Genomic DNA, 20,096 nt, shown 5'->3' with positions numbered 1-20,096 from the left:
GAGAGCCCGTTGCGGTGAAAGTCGCACGGCGGGTTCGGAGGGGGGCCGTCGGAAAAGGACCGGCACGCAAGCCGGAACCTCGCCGACGGCCCACCCTACTCGTGGGGTGAACCGATCGCGGACGCTGATCAGGTCGTGGACGCTGCGGTCTACATCCTGGGCTACCTGCACAACCCTCACGAGAGCGCGACCGGGGGTGAGTGATGGCTACGTTCGTGGTCGGGCGGGTCCTCTACGGGTTCCGGCCCGATAGGGGCGCCGAGGAATGAGCGTCTTCCCAGGTGTGGCCGATCACTGGCATGTCGGCACCTCGCGCCTGGGAAGGCGACAGACCTTCGCCGAACGGCATGACCGCGCTACAGCCCTCAAGGCCGTGCGTGACCTCCTCGTCTTTGACGGCCGGGCGTCGGGCGACCCGAGGTTCAGGGATGCGGTTCGGGCCATCGATTGCGGTTACTGCTCGTTCGTCGTTGGCGCGTCCTACTACGTGGCCTTCGCCTGCTCCTGTCCCCTTCTTCCTAGAGAAGGGGGTTTCCTATCGTTCTGTCGCCTCTTCGATGAGCCGCGGGACCGGTGACGCGGCGGCCGGTTTCTGGCCGGGAAACCCCCGTCACCGGTCCCGCTCCCACCCTTGAGCTGGGTAGAGGCGTGACATACGGACACCTGCGGGGCTACGCTTCGACTACTTGAGTTGTCGAGCTGATGGCAGGTCGTCATGTCAGATGACATGGAGTACGCGCCCCCAAAGTACGCCCAGATCGTTCAGGCGTTGCGCCGAAGGATCGCAAACGGGACCTATCCGCCGGGGTCGGCGTTGCCATCAGAAGCTCAGCTTGTGAAGGAGTTCGGCGTCTCGCGTCCCACCGTCGTCCGGGCCTTGCAAGCGATGCAGCTCCGCGGCGAGATCGAACGCGAACACGGGCGCGGTTCCTTCGTCAAGGCGGCCCCTCCCTCCGGTGGTGCTGAGGCGTCGCGACCCGCACGGACCGTTCTGGACCAGGCGGAGGCAGAGTCCTCGGTGGAGGTGAGGGAAGCCGGGCCGGCGGCGGCTCCCGCTCACGTCGCGCGGCTGCTGGATGTCGGCGGCGCTCCGGTTCTGCGACGTCAGTACATCGGACGGGAAGGCGACACGGCTTGCGAACTGGTGTCGCTGTGGGCGTCACAGGAACTCGGCCGGACGGCCGGACTCGACCAGGCCGAGCCGCTGACGGTCCCTTTGCGTCGGCTCCTCCAGGCCGGATCTGGGGTGCGGCTTGCTCATGTGGTGGAACGACTGAGCGCGCGACGTCCCACCACGGAAGAAGCGAAGCTGTTGGAGATCTCGAAGGGATCCCCGATCTTCGGGGTCCTCGCCTCCGTCCACGACTCGGAGGGTCGTGTCGTCCTCGTCGTCGAACTCGCGCTGCCTGGCGAGCTTCACGACCTGGAAGACACCTACACCCTGTGACGTGACCTAGATCACTCCATCTTAACGGCAACTCGACTTGTCGAGTTACTCGTGATCGCTTACATTCGAAGCAACTCGACAATACGAGTTGTCGGGTAGTCGAGATGGATGGTGATCCACGGTGGCGGTTCTGGGGCGTATCCCGGTGGAGTTCGGTGCGGTGTTCCCGCACGGGGTGTACGCGACGGGTCCGGCGGAGGTGCTGGAGAACTTCGAGACCAAGCGTCAGGAGGTGGACAAGGAGAGCGGTCTGCCGGTGTGGGTGGTGGACGTCTACGACGCGGACCCGGCGGCGGGTCACAAGGCGTCGGCGATCCGGGTCAAGATCAGCGCGGAGGTGTGCCCGGTGCTGCCGGAGCCGTCCTACGGGCCGTTCCGTCCGGTGGAGTTCGGCGGGCTGACGGTCACGCCGTACGTGGAAGAGACGGGGAAGCGTCCGCGCGTGGCGTACTCCTTCCGGGCGCGTGAGGTCCGTGCGGCCGGTGGCGGGGGCAAGAGCGCGGGTCGTTCGGGTGCGGACAAGGCGGCGGTCTGATGTCGCGCGGGACGGGCGGGCGCATGTCGGCGCTGACGCTGCCGATCGACTCGTCGGCGTCGGCGAAGTTCCTGGGGTTTCGGGGTCGGACGCCGTTGTTCTCGGTGGCGGCGGGTCGGGTGCTGGTGACCTTCACGCTTCCCGAGCGGCTGAGCGCGGGTGATGTGGAGTTCGCGCGGCGGCTGGCCGAGCAGGCGGCGGCCTACGCCACCGAGGTGGAGCGGCTGTACCGGGGCGGGGGCGGTCTGGCCCGTCGGTCGGGCCGGTCGTCGGAGCGGGGTGCGGCATGAGTGACCGGACCTTCAGCGACGTGACGGTGCTCTTGGCGCAGGGGACTCGGATCGACTGCCACACCTACCCCGCGTCCGGGCCGATCTTGGCTGTCTGGGGCACCGGGCTGTCGCTGATGCTGACGAGTGGCCGGGGCGCTGTGACGGCGGCGGACGTCGACAACGCGCATGAGCTGCTGGAAGCGGTTCAGACGTACGTGGCCGAGTGTGAGCGGCTGTACGCGATGGCCTCCGAGAGTGACGAGTCCCGTGCGGACTCGGTGGCCTGATTTGCAAGGTGGGGCGGCCTGAGCCTGGTACCTCAGGCCGCCCCGGTTCTCCCCTGATCCCTCAAGAGAGAGGTCTCCAGGTTATGTCCTGGGAGTTCCGCAAGCTCGGCCCCGGTGAGAACGTCGCGGTCGAAGCCGACACAGACCCGTTCGCCCCGCCGAAGTGGGCTCCGCCGGTGTGGCACATGCCGGAGGGCCTGGTGCTGCTCGTCAACGCCGTCCGTGCGCTGGTGGGCGTGGTGGTGTTCCTGGTCCGCAACATCGTCCCGGTGTCCCTGGCCTGCGGGCTGGGGTGGCTGGGCGTCCGGTTCGGCTGGGCCGTCCCCGCCGTCGTCCTGGTCCTCGTCCTGATGAGCGTGGGCGTCTGGGCACTGGTCGACCGGCCGTCGTTCGTCCGCTGGGGAGTCAGGCCGGCGGTTTCGCGGTGGCGGCTGGTGCGGGTCTACCGGCGGCACTGGCACACCGTCCTGGCCACCGCCGGACTCACCAAGACCCGCAAGGGGCGGGAGTTCCTGCCCTCCATCGTCCGCGTCCGCTCCGGCCCCATGGCCGATCGCGTCCTGGTTCAGATGCTCCGGGGACAAGTTCCCGAAGCGTGGGAGCGCGTCTCGGCCAACCTGGCGCACGGGTTCGGCGCCACCCTCGTCCGCGTCCGCCAGGGCGACCGCCCCGGCCGCGTCTGGCTGGAGTTCGTCCGCCGCGATGCGCTCGCCGAGCCGATCCCGGCCTTGCCGATCCTGGACGCGGCCGCGGTGGATCTGACGGCGCTTGCGGTCGGGCGGACGGAGGACGGGTCCCCGTGGCGGCTGCGCCTGCTGGGAACTCACGTCCTGGTCGCTGGGGCCACGGGTTCGGGCAAGGGGTCGGTGTTGTGGTCGCTGGTGCGGGCGGTGCTGCCTTTGATGCTGGCGGGGCTGGTGGAGGTCTGGGCGGTCGATCCCAAGCGCATGGAACTGTCCTTCGGGCGTCCCCTGTTCGAGCGCTACGGCCGCTACTCCTCCGACCCGTCCGGGGGCATGGTCAAGCTCCTGGAAGAGGCCGCGTCGGACATGAACGAGCGGGCGGAGGACTTCGCGGGGGTGACGCGGTCGTTCTCGCCGTCGCGTGAGCATCCGTTCCGGGTGGTGATCGTCGATGAGGCGGCGTTCCTGACGGCCTACTGCCCCGAGCGGGACCTCCGCAAGCGGGCCGAGTCGGCCCTCGCCGTGCTGGCCACACAGGGCCGCTCGGTCGGCTACTGCGTCATCGCCGCACAACAAGACGCGCGCAAGGAAGCGAACAACATCCGGAACCTGTTCCCGGACAAGATCGCCCTGAGGTTGGACGAGTCGGAACAGGTCGACATGATCCTCGGCGACGGTGCACGTGACCGGGGCGCGCTGGCCGATCAGATCTCGTCCGTCCCGGAGATCGGGGCGGGGGTGGCGTTCGTCCGGCTGGAGATCTCACCCGATCCGGTGCGGGTCCGGGCGGCGTTCGTCTCCGATGACGACATCGACGCCATGGTCGCCCTTGGGTGCTCGGCGTCCCTGGCCGCTGCCCCTGGCCTGGATGCGGGTGAGGCGGCGTGACTCAGCTCGCCGTCGACGGCTCCCCCATCGACGACCAGACCCCGGGCGCCGGGTCCGGTGCTGAGGCTGGGTCGGGTGAAGGGGCGGTGTTCAAGCGGCTTCCGGCGCTGGCGCGCGGGGTCCTGGAAGCGGTCGCCATCGACCACGGCGTGTGCATCCGGCCCGTCCCCATGCGGCGGACCGACCTGCACACCGGCACCTCCGAAGTCGTGTACGTGCCGTGCGGTCACACGCTCGCCTCGGTCTGCCCTCCCTGTGCCGAACGCAAGCGCAAGCTACGAGCCGTGCAGTGCCGACAGGGCTGGCACCTGGACACCGAACCGGTGTTCCAGCGCAACGAACCCGACGCCGAGCAACGCGCGCTCATGGAGCTACGGGCACGCGCACAGGCCGAACGGGACCAGGCGGCCGCCTCGGGGTCCTCGCACGGGGAGGGAGTGGAGTTCTGGGACAAGGTGGTCGGCGAACTCGATGGCGAGATCGAGCGGTCCGGCGTGCACGGGACCCTGCGGACCGGTGATGACGTCAGGGGCCGGCGGGCCCGGTCGACCCGTCGGCGGCAGGACGTGCCCGACCTTCCCCGGCGGCCGGTCGACGCGCGGACCGTCGGCAAGACCTTCACCGGCCGCGACGGCAAGACCTTCCGGCCCTCGCTGTTCCTCACCCTCACTCTCGACTCCTACGGGCGCGTGCGCTCGGACGGGACCCCGGTCGACCCGCAGAGCTACGACTACGCGCGGGCCGCGCGGGACGCGGTCCACTTCTCCAAGCTGGTCGACCGGTTCGTGCAGAACCTCCGCCGGTTCGTCGGCTATGACGTCCAGTACTTCGCGGTCGTCGAACCACAGCGCAGGCTCGCCCCTCACCTGCACATGGCAATCCGCGGGACGGTGTCACGCGCGGAACTGCGTCAGGTCGTCGCGGCTACCTACCATCAAGTCTGGTGGCCTCCGACTGATCGGGTCGTGTACTCGGGTGAGGCGCTGCCTGTCTGGGACGACCAAGCCAACGGCGACTCCGGCGGCTACATCGACAACAGCACCGGAGAAGTCCTCCCCACCTGGGACGACGCGCTCGACGCGCTCGCCCTGGACGAGGACGCGCAACCGCTGCACGTGGTCCGGTTCGGGCGGCAGATCGACGCACAAGGCGTCATGGCGGACTCGCCCGACTCGCGTCGGCTCATCGGCTACCTGACCAAGTACCTGGTCAAGAGCGTGGCCGAGTGCCACGAACCCGACTCCAGTGCAGAGCGCGATCACGTCGAGCGGATGGCGGAGGCGCTGCGGTACGAACCGTGCTCGCCCACCTGCGCCAACTGGCTCCGCTACGGCGTTCAGCCCAAGAACCCCCGCAAGGGGATGACTCCGGGGTTCTGCAAGGGCAAGGCACACCAGCGTCGGCACCTCGGCTACGGCGGCCGCCGCGTCCTGGTCTCGCGCAAGTGGTCGGGCAAGACCCTCGCTGGTCACAAGGCCGACCGGAAGGCGTGGGCCCTGGCGCGGCTGGCTGAGGCCGGAATCCCCGTGATCAACCCGTCCGACCCGCAAGCGGCCCACGTCTGGGAACGCGCCGGACCCGCCGACCCCGACGTCAAGCCCATCGAACGGCGGCTACTCCTCCTGATCAACGAACGGGCGCAACGCCGCGCACAGCTCGACCAAGCGACCCAGAACCACACGCCAGAACTCTCGGCAACCGCGGAGGCAGCGTGACCACTGCGAAGACGGACGGGGCGGTTCAGCCGCTCCTGTGGAAGCCGGAAGAGGCGGCCGTGCTGCTCGGCATCGGTCGCACGAAGGTCTATGACCTCATGCGCTCGGGCGCACTGCGGTCTGTCCGGTTCGGCGGCAATCGAAGGATCCCGGCAACGGCGCTGACCGAGTTCGTTGCCCAGCTCGAAGAGAAGGCGGACGCGGCATGACCAAGCGACGCGGCAACGGCGAAGACTCGATCTACAAGGACGGGGACCGCTGGAGGGGCGCGGTGTCCGTGGGTTACGACGACAAAGGGCGGCGCGTCCGTAAGAAGGTCTCGGGGCGGACTCGTGCGGAGGTCGCTCGCAAGCTGAAGGAGGTCCGCAATGCCGTTGATGCTGGCACGGTGCCGGATGACCAGATCACGGTGAAGGCGTTCCTTGAACGCTGGGTCTTGGTGAATCTGCCTGGCACGGTGGCGGAGTCCACGGAGGACGACTATGGGGACATGGTTCGCCTGCACCTGGTACCGGCGCTCGGTCGAAAGAAGCTCAACAAGTTGACGGTCGCGGAGGTGGACCGGCTCTGGAGTTCGAAGCTGGAGGCCGGATACGCCGCGAACTCTCGAAGGAACATGCGGACCGTTCTTCGCCGGGCGCTCACACAGGCCGAGAAGGAGGGGCTTGTCGTGCGCAATGTCGCCGCGCTTTCGGCGGCTCCCCGTACTGCTCAGCGGGAGGGGCGGACGCTCACGCTCAACCAGGCGAAAAGCCTTCTGAAGTCGGTTGAGAGTCACCGGTACGGGAGTGCGATCACGGTCGCCTTGGCGTACGGCTTGCGCCGTGGCGAGGTTCTCGGGCTTCGCTGGGAGAACCTCGATTGGGAGGCCGGGACGCTCCGGCTCACGCATGCGGTCAAACGGATCAAGAACCGTGACAAGAACAGCGATCGGAAGACCCGCATCGTGATCAATGAGCTGAAGACGGCCAAGTCACGGCGCACCCTCGTACTCACGCCCGAGATCATAACCAAGCTCCGCACGCTGCACGCGGACCAGGCCAAGACGCGGCTGTCCCTCGGCGAACAGTGGCGGGATCACGGGCTGATCTTTCCGTCTGTGGTCGGTACGCCCACAGATCCCGACAACTTCTCGCACACCTTCTCCAAGCTCGCCAAGCGGGCGAAGCTCGGTCACTGGCATCCGCATGAGCTGAGGCACTCGGGCGCTTCGCTGATGCTCGCGCAGGGAACGCCGCTGCACGTGGTCTCGGAGATCCTCGGGCATGCGGGCATCGCCATCACGAAGGACACCTATGGGCACCTGGTCGTGGACGACAAGCGCGCTGCGGCTGAGGCTATGAGCGGGGCGCTGTTCGGCGGCTGAGTCTCGTGGCTCCCGCCGTGGCTCCCATGGTCGCCAAAAGAGCCCCCTTCCTTGATCGGAAGGGGGCTCTGAGCTGGGAGCCGGCGAGGGGACTTGAACCCCTAACCTTCTGTTTACAAGACAGATGCTCTGCCAGTTGAGCTACGCCGGCGGGCTCGTCCCGCATCGTAGTCCACGGGGCGGGGGGTTCGCTGGCGGGGCTTGGCGAAGTTTTTGGGTGTCTCCGGGGCGGTGGGAGGAGAGCGTTCGAGTAGGGGCACGGACGCTGGGAGGGGACATGAAGCAGTACGCGCTCTACATGTACCAGCCGGTGGGCGTGGTGCCGCCGCCGGAGTTCCTGGAGAAGGTGATGCAGGAGATCCGGGAGCTGCGGCGGGAGCTGGAGTATGAGGAGGCGTACGTGTTCGGGGGCGGGCTGGAGCCGCCGGACGCGAGCACCGTGGTCCGGGCCGTGGGAGGGCAGGCGATCGCGACGGACGGGCCGTACGCCGACGGGAAGGAGTTCCTCGGCGGGATGACGGTCATCAAGGTTCCGAGTCTGGACGAGGCGCTGGAGTGGGCCGGACGGTATGCGCTGGTCACGGGGCTGCCGATCGAGGTGCGGCCGTTCCAGGGGGACTTCTAGGCGGCGGTGAGGCGGGGTTCGGCCTCGGTCTCGGGTGCCGGTGGGGCGGGCTTCCTGGCCAGGACCTGGCCCGCGACGAGGGCGGCGAGGGCGATGGTGAAGCCGGTGGCCTGGCCGAGGGTGAGGGTCTGGCCGAGGATGGTGAGGCCGGCGATGGTGGCGACCAGGGGATTGGTGAGGCCGAGGAGGGAGACGGACGTGGGGGCGAGGCGGTCGATGCCGCGGAACCACAGGACGTAGGCGACGGCGGTGCCGACGAGGCCGAGGTAGCCGAAGCCGAGGAGGTTCTCGCCGGTGAAGGCCGGGGGGACGCCCTCGACGGCGAGGGTCAGCGGGGCGATGGCGAGGCCGCCGGCGGTGAGCTGCCAGCCCGTCAGCGCCAGCGGCGACTCGTGGCGGCCCCACTTCTTGGCCAGGACGATCGCGGTGGCCATCAGGGACGTGGCGGTGAGCATGGCGGCGATGCCGAGGGGGTCCAGGCGGGCCTCGGCGGTCAGGGTGAGCAGCGCGACGCCGCCGGTGCCGGCGATGGCGGCGAGCAGGACGGCGCGGGCGGGGCGGACCCGCAGGACGAGCAGGGACAGCAGCGCCACGACGAGGGGCTGGACGGAGCCGATCGTGGCGGCGACGCCGCCGGGCAGGCGGTAGGCGGCGAAGAAGATCAGCGGGAAGAAGGCACCGAAGTTGAGCATGCCGAGCACCGCGGACCGCCACCACCAGGCGCCCTTGGGGAGGCGGCGGGTGAGGGCGAGCAGGACGAGGCCGGCGGGCAGGGCGCGCAGCGTGGCGGCCAGGAGCGGGCGGTCCGGGGGCAGCAGCGTGGTGGTGGTGACGTAGGTGGTGCCCCAGCTCGCGGGGGCGAGGGCGGCGAGGGCGGCGTCGCCGAGGTGGCGGGCGCGGGGGGTCATCGGACGTCCTTGGCATCGGGGATCCCAGCGTTACATGAACACCAAGTCTGTGAACGTTGAGATTATTCCGACGGGGCGGCCCGCGCGCCCGGACGGGTGCGCGGGCCCTGGTGTCAGGAGCGCGGTGTCAGGAGCGCGGCGTCAGGAGCGCAGGCGGCTGACCTCGTAGAGGGCGATGCCGGCGGCGACGCCCGCGTTGAGGGACTCGGCGCGGCCCGGCATCGGGATGGTGGCGAGCATGTCGCAGGTGTCGGCGACGAGGCGGCCGAGGCCCTTGCCCTCCGAGCCGACGACCAGCACGAACGGGCCGGTGGCCAGCTCCAGGTCGGCGACGGTGACGCCGCCGCGGGCGTCCAGGCCGGCGACGAAGCAGCCCGCCTTCTGGTACGCCTTGAGCTGGCGGGCGAGGTTGACGGCCTGGGCGACCGGGACGGTCGCGAGGGTGCCCGCGGACGACTTCCAGGCGCCCGCGGTGACGCCGGCGGCGCGCCGCTCGGGCACGACGACGCCGGTGGCGCCGAACGCGGCGGCGGAGCGGACGATCGCGCCGAGGTTGCGGGGGTCGGTGATCCCGTCCACCGCGACGATCAGCGGGGTGGTGCCGGTGAGCAGGTCGTCGGGGTGCGCGTAGCGGTACGGGCGGACCTGGAGCGCGATGCCCTGGTGGACGGCGCCGTCGGTGAGCCGGTCGAGCTCGTTCTTGCCGGTCTCCAGCAGCGGGACGCCGCGGTCGGCGGCGATCTGGATGGCCTCGCGGATCCGCTCGTCGGTACCGGACATGACGTACAGGGCGCTGCCCGGGACGCCCGCGCGCAGCGCCTCGACGACCGGGTTGCGGCCGGTGACCAGCTCGGGGACCTCGCCGTTGGCGCGGCGGGCGCCGGCCGGGCGGGAGGCGGGACGTCCGGCGGGGGTCTCCGCGGCGCGGCCGCGGGCGCCGGGGCCCGTGGTCGGGGTGCCGGTCCGCCGGGCGCTCTTCACGGCGCGGGCCTTCTGGCGCTTGCCGTGCCAGTGCCGGTCCTCGGCCTTGGGAGTGGGTCCCTTGCCCTTGCGCTTGGCCATGTCGGTACGCCCCTCGCGACGATTGCGGCTCGCACGCCCTCGTGGCTGTCGGGCGGCTCAGATCCTCCCGGCGGCACAGCGGCGATCGCCCGGGAACGGCCCATTTTATCCGCCGCGCGGACCGCTCAGTCGCGTTTCAGCTCCCAGCGGGCGCCGTGCGGGGTGTCCTCGACGAGGACGCCCGCGGCGGCGAGGCCGTCCCGGATGGTGTCGGCGGCCTGGTAGTCCTTGCGGGCGCGGGCGGCCTGGCGCTGTTCCAGGGCCACGGCGACGAGCGCGTCGACGACGGGGCGCAGGTCGTCGGCGCCGGTCTGGTCCCACTGCGGCGAGAGCGGGTCGAGGCCGAGGACGTCGGCCATCGCGCGGACCGAGGCCAGCCGGGCGCGGGCAGCGTCGTGGTCGCCGGAGGCGAGGGCGCTGTTGCCCTCCCGGACGGTCTCGTGCAGGGTCGCCAGGGCCTGCGGGACGCCGAGGTCGTCGTCCATCGCGGCGGCGAACGGGGCCGGGACGGCGGCGTCCGCGGCCCCGGCGCCGACGACCTCGGCGGCGCGGGTGACGAAGCCCTCGACGCGCTGGTAGGCCGAGACCGCCTCGGCCAGGGCCGCGTCGGTGTAGTCCATCAGCGACCGGTAGTGCGCCGAGGCCAGGTAGTAGCGGATCTCGGCGGGACGGGCCCGGCCGAGCAGGTCGGGCAGCAGCACGACGTTGCCGACGGACTTGCTCATCTTCGCGCCGTCGACGGTGAGCAGCCCGTTGTGCAGCCAGTAGCGGGCGAAGCCATCGCCGGCGGCGCGGGACTGGGCGAGCTCGTTCTCGTGGTGCGGGAAGATCAGGTCGACGCCGCCGCCGTGGATGTCGAACACCGGGCCGAGGTACTTGGTGGCCATCGCCGAGCACTCCAGGTGCCAGCCGGGCCGTCCTTCGCCCCAGGGCGTCTCCCAGGCGGGCTCGCCGGGCTTGGCGCCCTTCCACAGCGCGAAGTCGCGGGGGTCGCGCTTGCGGTCCTCGTTGGGGGTGTCGCCCGCCGAGCGCATGTTCTCCAGCTGCTGGTTGGACAGCGCGCCGTACTCGTCCGCCCAGGACTTGACGTCGAAGTAGACGTCGCCGCCCGCCGCGTAGGCGTGCCCCTTGTCGATGAGGCGCCGCATCAGCACGATCATCTCCGGGACGTGCCCGGTGGCGCGCGGCTCGATCGTCGGCGGCAGGCAGCCGAGCAGGTCGTAACCGCGGCCGAAGACGCGCTGGTTGGCCTCGGCGACCGCGAACCAGGGCACGCCCTGCTCGGCCGCCACCGTGAGGATCTTGTCGTCCACGTCGGTGATGTTGCGCGCGAACGTGACCGCGTAGCCGGACCGGCGCAGCCAGCGCAGCAGGACGTCGTAGATGACGCCCGAGCGCAGGTGGCCGATGTGCGGTGCGGCCTGCGGAGTCGCACCGCACACGTACATTCCCACGCGGCCCTCTTCCAGGGGCTCGAACGCGCGGACGCTACGGGTACCGGTGTCGTACAGGTGCAGGCTCACAGGCCCAGGTTATTGGATCGGAGTGCAATCGCGCGGCGCACTTCGGCCACCCGGCGCCGGTTCGGCAGCGGTTGTCAGGGTTCGCCGAACAGCTCGCCGAGACGGTCGGCGAACGACTTGGCGTCGGTGCCGAAGCCGCCGTGGCCGCCGGGCCACCGCTGCACGGTGACGCCGAGCCGGTCGGCGGCGATGAGCGTGGCCCGCTGCGGCGGCTGCCCCTCCGAGTCCTCCCCCGCGACCAGCACGATCTCCGCGGACGAGCCGCGCAGCGCGTCCAGGTCGAGCTCGTGGCGGCCGAAGGAGGGGACCTCGTAGCCGATGAAGAAGCCGGTGTTCCGCTCGATCCTGGCGAACATCTCCAGGATCTCGGGGGACGGCGCCTCCGCCGGTCCGCCCTGGTCCGCTCCGCCTTCCGCGGCTTCGCCTTCGGTGGCGCCGTCCTGCGCGCCGCCGTCGTCCTGCATGCCCATCTCCACCCCGAACTTCGCCATGGCGGCGCCGGGGCCCTCCTTGGCGAAGGTCTCCTCGACGTCGGCGAGGACGGCGCGCCAGTGGTCGGCGTCCGGGAGGAGCGGCAGCAGCGGCGGCTCGTGCGCGACGACCGTCCGGACCTGCTCGGGGTGCCGGGCGGCCAGTTCGAGCGCGATCACGGCCCCGGAGCTGTTGCCGAAGACGTAGGCCGGCTCCTGGGCGTAGACGAAGGCGGGGTCGGCGGCGAGGGCCGACAGCAGGCGGGAGGCGTCCTCGGCGTGCTCGGCGATGCTCTGCGGCTCCGGCGGCCCCTCCAGGGGGCTGCGGGAGTTGCCGCGCCGGTCGTAGCTGACGACCATGTACCGGTCGGCGAGCAGCGACGCGAGGGCGGAGTACGCCTCGGCGTCGTAGACGCCGCCGCAGATCAGCAGGACGGTGGGGCCGCCGCCGCGGATCTCGTAGTGGAGGGTCGCGCCTGGGACGTCCAGGGTGTACGAGCGCATGGTCTTCTCTCCGTTCAGCCCGGCTGCCCGGGTCTCTAGGTAACGCTTCTCGGGAAGGCTGGTGGTGCTGCGCGCGGCCGTCCGGTAGGCCGCGCGGGCGGCCGGGAGGTCGCCGGCCGTCTCGAGCAGGTGTGCGCGGACGGCGGCGAGCCGGTGGTGCCCGGCCGTGCGCTCATCGTCGTCCAGGGTTCGCAGCAGGTCGAGGCCCGCGTGCGGGCCGTGCACCATCGCGACGGCGACCGCCTGGTTCAGGGTGACCATGGGGTTCGGCGCGACGTGCGACAGCAGCTTGTAGAGCGAGAGGATCTGGGGCCAGTCGGTGTCCTCGGGGCGGGCCGCCTCGGCGTGCACGGCGGCGATCGCGGCCTGGAGCTGGTAGGGGCCGGGCGGCGACCAGGTGAGCGCGTCGGTGATCAGTGCCGTGCCCTCCTCGATCTCGGCGGCGTTCCAGCGGGACCGGTCCTGTTCGGTGAGCGGGATCAGCAGGCCCCCGCCGTCCGTCCGGGCCGCGCGCCGGGCGTCGGTGAGCAGCATCAGCGCGAGCAGCCCGGTGACCTCGCCGTCCCCGGGCAGCAGCGCGTGCAGCGCGCGGGCGAGCCGGATCGCCTCGGCGGTCAGGTCGGCGCGCTGCAGGTCGGGACCGCTGGAGGCGGTGTAACCCTCGTTGAAGATCAGGTAGAGGACGTGCAGGACGGCGCGGAGCCGCTCGGCCCGCTCCCGCGGCGGCGGCATGCCGAACCGGGCGCCGGTGGCCTTGATCCGCTGCTTGGCGCGGCTGATCCGCTGCGCCATCGTCGCCTCGGGGACCAGGAACGCGCGGGCGATCTGCGCGGTGCCGAGCCCGCCGACCGCCCGCAGCGTCAGCGCGACCTGTGAGGACGGCGTCAGCGCCGGGTGGCAGCAGAGGAACAGCAGCGTCAGCGTGTCGTCCCGGCCGGCCGGGTCGTCCTCGCCGGGCGCGGGCACCGGCCCGGCGGGCGGCTCCCAGGCGGCGACCGCGGCCTCCCGGTCGCGGCGCGCGCTCTCGCTGCGCCACTGGTCGGTGAGCCGCCGCGTCGCGACGGTGAGCAGCCAGCCGCGCGGGTTGGCGGGGACTCCGTCGCCGGGCCACTGCAGGGCCGCGGCGAGCAGCGCCTCCTGCACGGCGTCCTCGCAGGCGTCGAACGAGCCGTGCCGCCGGACGAGGGTGCCGAGGACCTGGGGCGCGAGCGAGCGCAGCAGGTCCTCCGCGGCGGCGGCGTCGGTCACATCTCCGTCCCGCCGTCGCCGAGGACCGCCCGGACCTCCATGTACCCGCCGAACCGGACGTCCGGCCAGCGGGAGGCGATCTCCACGGCGCGCTCGGGGGTCTCGCAGTCGACGGTGACGTACCCGGCGAGGTGCTCCTTGGCCTCCAGGAACGGCCCGTCGGTCACCGCGGGCAGCCCGTCCCGCGCCCGGACGGTCCTGGTCCGGGTCGGGTCGGCCAGCGCCTCGCCGCCGACGAGCTCGCCGGACTCGGTCAGCTCCTTCATGATCGTTTGGACCTCGCCGAACAGCTCGTCCCGCTCGGCCTGCGACAGCTCCTCCACGAAGCCGGGCCGGTTGAAGATCAACAGCATGTACTTCACGGTGTCTCCTCATCGTCCTGGCACCCGGTCCGGGCGCCTTTGCGCGCGTGTCGCAGAAGGATCGGAGCCGCCGAGGCGTTCTCGACATCTTCCGCGAAAAACATTCCGAAGATCCGCACTTGGCGGGCAATCCGGCACGGAGCGTCAAGTCCGGGCGCCCGGATCGGTCCGCGACCAGCGGCACGGTCGCCCCGCCCGTCGCCGCGGAGCGCGGTCACCGGGAGGCGCGGGCCCAGGTCCAGGGGTACTCGGGGTCCTCGCAGCGCCGGGCCGCCGCGCCCAGCCGCAACGGCCGGAAGGTGTCGATCATGACGGCGGTCTCGGTGGTGGTGGCGGCCCCCCGCCGCACCGCGTCGATCACGGCCTCCACCGCGCCCGGCTGCGGCCCGTGGGTGAACCCGGACGGGTGCAGGGTGATCGACCCGATCCCGATCCCCGATCCCTTCCGCGCCGAGTAGTCCCCGGCCACGTAGAACATCATCTCGTCGCTGTCCACGTTGTGGTGGTTGTAGGGGATCGGGACGGCCTCGTCGTCGAAGTCCAGCGGCCGCGGGCAGAACGAGCAGACCACGAAGCCGGGCCCCTCGAACGTCTGGTGCACCGGTGGCGGCGCGTGCGTGCGCTTCACGATCGGCTCGAAGTCGTCGATGTCGAAGACGTACGGGTAGAGGTAGCCGTCCCAGCCCACCACGTCGAACGGGTGGTGCAGGTAGGTCAGCCGCGAGAGCCCGCCCCTGGTGCGGACGAGGACGGGCACCTCCCCGCCGTCCACCAGCAGCGGCTCGGACGGGCCGCGCAGATCCCGTTCGCTGTAAGGCGCGTGCTCCAGGAACTGCCCGTACTGGGACAGGTAACGCCGTGGCGGCCTGACATGGCCCCTGGCCTCGATGACGAGCGCCTTCATGAACCCGTCGGGTATCCAGCGATGGATCGTCCCAGTGGGGACGACCACGTAGTCGCCTTCCGCCACGTCCAGGGCCCCGTAGGTCGTCTCCACCCGCGCTCGGCCCGACTGGACGTACACGACCTCGCTGCCCACCGAGTTGCGATACAGCTCACTCGGACCGGTCACGACGGCGAAGGACACCCGGACGTCCTCGTTCCCGAACAGCACCCGCCGTCCCAGGACCAGGTCACCGTCCTCTGGCAAATCCTGGGTGCGGTAGGCGCGCGGCTGGAGCGGATGGTTCGCGACGAGCTCCGCCGGCTCCTCCGTCACCCCCTCGCTCTTGATGATCGCCGTCGGGGCGTACCGGTGGTAGAGCAGGCTCGAATCGGAGGAGAAGCCCTCCTCCCCCATCAGCTCCTCGGCGTAGAGCCCGCCGTCCGGGCGCCGGAACTGCACGTGACGCTTCCGCGGTATCTCCCCCACGGCCCTGTAGTACGGCATCGCTGCCTCCGTTGGGCGTGTCCGTTTTCCTTTGCTCGCGCACGGTGTCGTCATCCATACGGTACGTCTCACCCCTTAACACACACAGGGGGCGAGTGATCGGCTTGAAGTTGCGGTTAACCACCCTTGGGGCTGGCTAACCTCGCCTGGAGACCACCGTGATCGTGCGGCGGCCGACTCCCCGCAGGCGCCCCTCCCGGAACGAGAGCCATGCCATCTGATCCCACCCGCTCCGGCGGGCCCCGCTACACCCGGGGCCAGCGCCGGCTCCTCACCGCCGCCGCCGGGCTCGTCGTCGCCGCGCTGGCGGGCGGAGCCTTCGTGCTCACCTTCGACATGCTCCGCGACCTCGCCGTCGCGGGCCGGGCGAGCCGCCGGTGGGCACCGGTCTATCCGGTGATGGCCGACGCGCTCACCGCGCTGACGATCCTGTCCCTGGTCGTCGCCCGCGACGCCCGCTGGTGGACCCGGCTGACCCGCTGGACGCTGCTGCTCGTCCTCGCGGGCGGGGCGGCCGCGCTCTCGGTCCAGAGCTCGCTGCGGGGCTTCGGCGCACTGCCCGGCGACCCGCTGCGCACGGGGGTGGCGGTGGCGCCGCACGTGATGCTCGTCCTCGCCGTGTGGCTGTGGCTGACGATGGTCAAGCAGATCCGGACCGTCCGTCCCGCCGCGGACGCCCCCGAGCCGCCCGACCGGCAGCGCGGCCACGTCAAGGTCATCGAGGCCCCGGCCGCCGGCTCGGCGGACGACTCCGGCGGCGCGGCCTGGCCCGCGCTGGAGGCCGAGCGTCCCGGACCGGCCGCGCTGCCGGGACCGCCCGCCCTCGCGGCCCCCGCCCGTCCCGCGGTGGCGCACCGGCGCCCCGGTGCGACTCGTCCCGACCTGGTGATGCCCGCCAGGTACAGGGACGACGAGTACGACGGCGTGCACGAAGGGGACTACGGCCGCTTCAGAGCGAACGACGAGTACGAGGACGACTACACCGAGGACGAGGAACGGCAGGTCCAGTACGGCCCGGAACACGCGCCGCCCAACGGCCGGTACGCCGCAGAAGCAGACCGGCACGCCGGATACCGGGCGGAGGACGACCAGTACGACGAGGACGACCCGCGCGATAGCGGGTACCTCGACGAAGGCGGACGCCATCGGTACGGCCCGGAGGGCGACAACCACCGCGACGGGTACGCCACCGAGGAGGACGACGGCCTGTACGCCTCGGAGGAGGACGAGGAGTACGGCCCTGTCTCCGCCGTAGAGGCCGCTCACAGGGAACAGAACGGCGCCGAGGATGACCTGGACGACGCCCCGCGCGACGACGGCCTGTACGCCCCTCAGGACGCCGCGTACGAGGCGGAGGGCGACGAGCACGACGAACAGCTCGCCGACCGCGCGGAGGACCCCGACGGGGGCGACGAGGGGCAGGACGCGCCGTCCCGCACCGCTTCCGAGGCCCCCGACGGCGAGCAGGGCGACGGGCAAGACGGCCAGCAGGGCGAGCAGGACGGCGGGCCCGGCGACCATCACGGCGGTAAGCGCGGTGGAAGAGCGGAAAATCGCTCTATATCAGGCACCGAGGAGGAGATCGGAGATCTGCCGATCTTGACCTGGAACCGCCCGCCCTCGGGCAGTTTCCGCAGTTCTCCCGTGCCACCCGCGGAATAGCCGCCGGAACCGGCGGTCGCGCGCTCGATCAGAACCTCGGCCGTTGGGGAAGGAATGTCGCTATGACGACCGTTTCGTGGGTTGAGGGCAGCGAAGGCAGCGGCTTCGGTATCGAGAACCTGCCCTACGGGATGTTCTCCCGTCGGGGTGAGCTCCCTCGCGTCGGCGTGGCCATCGGGCACCACGTTCTCGACATGGCGGGCCTGTCGGCCGCGGGGCTGATCGACGACCGCCGCTGCTTCGCCTCGGGATCCCTGAACGCCTTCATGGCGGCGGGCCCGGCGACCTGGCAGGCCACCCGGTCCCGGCTGATCGAGCTGCTCGGCGACGACTGGCACCGTCCGTCGGTGGAGCCGCACCTGGTCCCGCTGGCGGAGGCCGAGCTGCTGCGGCCGTTCGAGGTCGCCGACTACGCCGACTTCTACTCCTCGGAGCACCACGCGTCCAACGTCGGCCGGATGTTCCGCCCTAACAGCGACCCGCTCCTGCCCAACTGGAAGCGGCTGCCGGTCGCCTACCACGGCCGCGCCGGGACGGTGTACCCGACCGGGACGCCGATCGTCCGCCCGGCGGGGCAGCGCAGGCCCCCGGGCGGGCACGAGCCGTCCTACGGGCCGTCGCTGCGGCTGGACTTCGAGGCCGAGGTGGGGTTCGTCGTGGGCGTCCCGTCCCCCGCCGGACGCGGCGTGCCGACCTCGGCGTTCCGCGACCACGTCTTCGGGTTCGTGCTAGTGAACGACTGGAGCGCCCGGGACGTGCAGTCCTTCGAGTCACAGCCCCTGGGACCGTTCCTCAGCAAGTCCTTCGCGACGTCCATCTCCCCTTGGGTCGTTCCTGTGGCCGCCTTGGAGCCCGCCCGCGTCCTTCCGCCCGTCCAGGAGCCCGAGCCGCTGCCCTACCTGCGTTGCGACGAGCCGTGGGGGCTGGACCTCCACCTGGAGGTGCTCATCAACGGGCAGGTCGCGTCCCGGCCGCCGTTCTCGTCGATGTACTGGACGTCGCCGCAGCAGCTCGCGCACGCCACCGTGAACGGCGCGCCGCTGCGCACCGGCGACCTCTTCGCGTCCGGGACGGTGTCGGGACCGGAACGCGAGCAGCGCGGCTGCCTGCTGGAGCTCACCTGGAACGGGCGGGATCCCTTGGACCTCGGCGACGGCACGAAGCGCACCTTCCTTGAGGACGGCGACACCGTCACGATCCGGGCCAAGGCTCCGGGCGCGGCGGGATCGGTCATCTCCCTGGGCGAGGTCACCGGAACGGTCCTGCCGACGCCCATCTGACCGCCGCGGCTCCAGAGACGCTCGACGGAGCCTCCAGCGGCGGGACGGAGGGTAAAGAGCTGTCAGGAAGCCCAGAGAGCCAAGAGGGTCATGTCCAATGCGGCCTCAGTCAGACAGGACGAGGGCGGTCGCGATCGCCGCGAGGCCCTCGCCTCGGCCGGTGAGGCCGAGGCCGTCGGTGGTGGTCGCCGAGACGCTCACCGGGGCGCCGCCCAGCGCCTCGCCGAGGGTCTTCTCGGCCTCGGCGCGCCGCCGGCCGATCTTCGGGCGGTTGCCGATGACCTGCACGGCGACGTTGCCGATGGTGAACCCGGCCTCGGTGGTGAGGCGGGCGACCTCGCGCAGCAGCGCGCAGCCGGACGCACCGGACCAGCGCGGGTCGGCGGTACCGAAGACGGCGCCGAGATCACCGAGGCCGCAGGCCGACAGCAGGGCGTCGCAGGCCGCGTGCGCGGCGACGTCGCCGTCGGAGTGCCCGGCCAGGCCGTGGCCCTCACCGGGCCATTCCAGGCCCGCCACCCAGAGCGGCCGCGGCTCCGACGAGAACGGGTGGACGTCGGTACCGACGCCCACCCGTGGAATCCGTGCGCTCAACTCAGCTGGCCAGAACCTCGTCGAGCAGGGCTTCGGCCTTGTCCTCGTTGGTCTTCTCGGCGAGCGCGAGCTCGCTCACGAGGATCTGCCGGGCCTTGGCGAGCATCCGCTTCTCGCCGGCCGACAGGCCGCGCTCCTTGTCGCGCCGCCACAGGTCGCGAACGACCTCGGCGACCTTGTTGACGTCACCGGAGGCGAGCTTCTCCAGGTTCGCCTTGTACCGGCGCGACCAGTTGGTGGGCTCTTCGGTGTAGGGTGCGCGAAGCACCTCGAACACCTTCTCCAGACCCTCCTGGCCGACGACGTCGCGGACACCCACGTCCTCGACGTTCTCGACCGGGACCTGCACTGTCAGGTCGCCCTTGTCGACCTTCAAGACCAGATAGGTCTTTTCCTCACCTTTGATGGTGCGAGTCTCGATGGCCTCGATCCGAGCAGCCCCATGGTGGGGGTAGACGACGGTGTCGCCGACCTGGAAAGTCATGTGACAAGTACCCCTTCCGCTAGAACCAGGGTAGCACGGAAACGAGCGTGGCTGAACCGGCCTTGACTGCATATGCCCAGGTCAGCCCCGTTATTGGGGTATTGACAAAGGGCTTTAATAGTGCATCTCACCGTTGTTCTCCGTACGCAGTGTGACCGAGTCGACACAGGTTTCCCGTCCCGGCGCCCTTAGCGGGAAGGACCCCCAGGTGACAAGAGGGTAGTCGGCCGATCGAGTGACCGATCCCGGTATGGCGGGATCGGCTCGCCGTACTTCCGTCCACCCGGGGCACGCGCGGATGCGCGGAGCGTGATCGTCCCCGCGTCCGGCCGTCCGCTCCCCGGAGATCCCCTGTCGATCGCGCAGAAGCGGCCCATACTGGAGGTGAACAAGCCGGGTCGCGCGGGTACGAAGCGCCCCGGAAGGGTCCGAAGAGGGCGAAGCGCTCCGTGCCGCCGGACGAGCCGGACGCGGCGCCCACCGGATCGAAGGACGGTGAGGTACGGCGTGAGGCCAGACGGCGACCCGGAGCCCGACGACTACGGGCTCCCCCACGTGGACGTCGTGGTGCCCGACGACGCCCGCGAGCTGGCCCGCGACGTCGTCGCCTACCGCCGCGAGGAGCGCCGCCGGCGCCGCCGCGCCCGGGTCCGGCGGCTCGTCCGGCCGCTCACCCGGTTCGGCGTCGCCATCCCGATCATCGCGGGCGCGCTGCTGGTCGCGCTGGTCAGCGGAGCGCTCATGACCACGTTCGGGCCGCGCCCGGCGCCCCGTCCGCCCGCCGCGCAGCT

At 71.1% G+C, this 20,096-nt stretch carries 19 protein-coding genes, 1 tRNA gene and 1 pseudogene; 12 read left to right on the top strand and 9 right to left on the bottom strand.

Features of this window, described 5'->3' with window-relative positions; translation table 11 throughout:
* Positions 1-727 precede the first annotated feature (727 nt).
* The 8 genes from E1291_RS26660 to E1291_RS26625 all read left to right on the top strand — a co-directional run bounded on the left by E1291_RS26660 (position 728) and on the right by E1291_RS26625 (position 7,193).
* Positions 728-1,447, top strand: coding sequence for a GntR family transcriptional regulator (locus E1291_RS26660; RefSeq protein WP_207400951.1), 720 nt, complete (start codon positions 728-730; stop codon positions 1,445-1,447).
* Positions 1,448-1,568: 121 nt separating this feature from the next.
* Complete coding sequence (locus E1291_RS26655; protein WP_131740831.1) at positions 1,569-1,982, top strand: plasmid replication, integration and excision activator; 414 nt, start codon at positions 1,569-1,571, stop codon at positions 1,980-1,982.
* Positions 1,982-2,272 carry a hypothetical protein gene (locus tag E1291_RS26650; RefSeq protein ID WP_131740830.1) on the top strand — a complete coding sequence of 97 codons (291 nt, stop codon included), beginning with the start codon at positions 1,982-1,984 and terminating at the stop codon, positions 2,270-2,272. Before E1291_RS26655 ends, E1291_RS26650 begins: the two co-directional genes overlap by 1 nt.
* Positions 2,269-2,541, top strand: coding sequence for a hypothetical protein (locus tag E1291_RS26645; protein ID WP_131740829.1), 273 nt, complete (start codon positions 2,269-2,271; stop codon positions 2,539-2,541). The genes E1291_RS26650 and E1291_RS26645 overlap by 4 nt, the downstream gene beginning before the upstream one ends.
* An 83-nt stretch (positions 2,542-2,624) precedes the next feature.
* Positions 2,625-4,112, top strand: a complete 1,488-nt coding sequence (locus tag E1291_RS26640) for an FtsK/SpoIIIE domain-containing protein (RefSeq protein WP_242614387.1) — start codon at positions 2,625-2,627, stop codon at positions 4,110-4,112.
* On the top strand, positions 4,109-5,827 hold the full coding sequence (locus E1291_RS26635; protein WP_370771039.1) for a replication initiator: 1,719 nt from the start codon (positions 4,109-4,111) through the stop codon (positions 5,825-5,827). The genes E1291_RS26640 and E1291_RS26635 overlap by 4 nt, the downstream gene beginning before the upstream one ends.
* Positions 5,824-6,036 (top strand): helix-turn-helix domain-containing protein, encoded by a 213-nt coding sequence (locus E1291_RS26630; protein ID WP_131740828.1) that lies wholly within the window; start codon positions 5,824-5,826, stop codon positions 6,034-6,036. Before E1291_RS26635 ends, E1291_RS26630 begins: the two co-directional genes overlap by 4 nt.
* Entirely contained in the window at positions 6,033-7,193 is a 1,161-nt protein-coding gene (locus E1291_RS26625; protein ID WP_131740827.1) for a tyrosine-type recombinase/integrase, read from the top strand. Before E1291_RS26630 ends, E1291_RS26625 begins: the two co-directional genes overlap by 4 nt.
* Positions 7,194-7,271: 78 nt before the next feature.
* On the opposite strand, the gene E1291_RS26620 is transcribed toward E1291_RS26625, so the two are convergent.
* Positions 7,272-7,344 (bottom strand) — tRNA-Thr (locus tag E1291_RS26620).
* A 126-nt stretch (positions 7,345-7,470) separates the two neighbouring features.
* On the opposite strand from E1291_RS26620, the gene E1291_RS26615 reads away from it, so the two are divergent.
* Complete coding sequence (locus tag E1291_RS26615) at positions 7,471-7,818, top strand: YciI family protein (protein WP_131740826.1); 348 nt, start codon at positions 7,471-7,473, stop codon at positions 7,816-7,818.
* Here the strand turns inward: E1291_RS26615 and E1291_RS26610 are convergent.
* From E1291_RS26610 to E1291_RS26585, 6 genes are all read right to left on the bottom strand, one after another.
* Positions 7,815-8,726: an EamA family transporter gene (locus E1291_RS26610; protein ID WP_131740825.1), complete on the bottom strand. Its 912-nt coding sequence runs from the start codon at positions 8,724-8,726 to the stop codon at positions 7,815-7,817. The two genes, E1291_RS26615 and E1291_RS26610, sit on opposite strands and share 4 nt — an antisense overlap.
* Positions 8,727-8,867: 141 nt before the next feature.
* Positions 8,868-9,788, bottom strand: coding sequence for a 23S rRNA (guanosine(2251)-2'-O)-methyltransferase RlmB (gene rlmB / locus E1291_RS26605; protein ID WP_131740824.1), 921 nt, complete (start codon positions 9,786-9,788; stop codon positions 8,868-8,870).
* Positions 9,789-9,913: 125 nt separating this feature from the next.
* Complete coding sequence (cysS, locus tag E1291_RS26600; protein ID WP_131740823.1) at positions 9,914-11,311, bottom strand: cysteine--tRNA ligase; 1,398 nt, start codon at positions 11,309-11,311, stop codon at positions 9,914-9,916.
* Positions 11,312-11,385: 74 nt separating this feature from the next.
* Entirely contained in the window at positions 11,386-13,533 is a 2,148-nt protein-coding gene (locus tag E1291_RS26595) for an alpha/beta fold hydrolase (RefSeq protein WP_131740822.1), read from the bottom strand.
* On the bottom strand, positions 13,530-13,886 hold the full coding sequence (locus E1291_RS26590; RefSeq protein WP_242614388.1) for a YciI family protein: 357 nt from the start codon (positions 13,884-13,886) through the stop codon (positions 13,530-13,532). The genes E1291_RS26595 and E1291_RS26590 overlap by 4 nt, the downstream gene beginning before the upstream one ends.
* 223 nt (positions 13,887-14,109) lie before the next feature.
* The gene (locus E1291_RS26585) at positions 14,110-15,285 is read right to left on the bottom strand and encodes a homogentisate 1,2-dioxygenase (RefSeq protein ID WP_131740820.1); all 1,176 of its coding nucleotides are present in this window, start codon (positions 15,283-15,285) and stop codon (positions 14,110-14,112) included.
* Positions 15,286-15,495: 210 nt separating this feature from the next.
* Here E1291_RS26585 and E1291_RS26580 point away from each other — a divergent pair, with 210 nt between their 5' ends.
* Together E1291_RS26580 and fahA are read left to right on the top strand one after the other, a co-directional pair.
* On the top strand, positions 15,496-16,947 hold the full coding sequence (locus E1291_RS26580) for a DUF2637 domain-containing protein (RefSeq protein WP_131740819.1): 1,452 nt from the start codon (positions 15,496-15,498) through the stop codon (positions 16,945-16,947).
* Positions 16,948-17,009: 62 nt separating this feature from the next.
* Positions 17,010-18,227, top strand: coding sequence for a fumarylacetoacetase (fahA, locus tag E1291_RS26575; protein WP_131740818.1), 1,218 nt, complete (start codon positions 17,010-17,012; stop codon positions 18,225-18,227).
* A gap of 105 nt (positions 18,228-18,332) precedes the next feature.
* Here the strand turns inward: fahA and ispF are convergent, their stop codons facing one another.
* Together ispF and E1291_RS26565 are read right to left on the bottom strand one after the other, a co-directional pair.
* On the bottom strand, positions 18,333-18,800 hold the full coding sequence (ispF, locus tag E1291_RS26570) for a 2-C-methyl-D-erythritol 2,4-cyclodiphosphate synthase (RefSeq protein WP_207400950.1): 468 nt from the start codon (positions 18,798-18,800) through the stop codon (positions 18,333-18,335).
* Positions 18,801-18,822: 22 nt separating this feature from the next.
* Positions 18,823-19,305, bottom strand: coding sequence for a CarD family transcriptional regulator (locus E1291_RS26565; RefSeq protein ID WP_067459337.1), 483 nt, complete (start codon positions 19,303-19,305; stop codon positions 18,823-18,825).
* A gap of 507 nt (positions 19,306-19,812) precedes the next feature.
* Here E1291_RS26565 and E1291_RS26560 point away from each other — a divergent pair.
* Positions 19,813-20,096, top strand: a pseudogene (locus E1291_RS26560) (hypothetical protein); the annotation flags it as partial.

It is taken from the genome of Actinomadura roseirufa, from assembly GCF_900659635.1.
Classification (GTDB): Bacteria; Actinomycetota; Actinomycetes; order Streptosporangiales; family Streptosporangiaceae; genus Spirillospora; species Spirillospora roseirufa.
The sequence above is the reverse complement of the archived record's forward strand: the minus strand, read 5'-3'. Positions and strand labels throughout refer to the sequence as shown.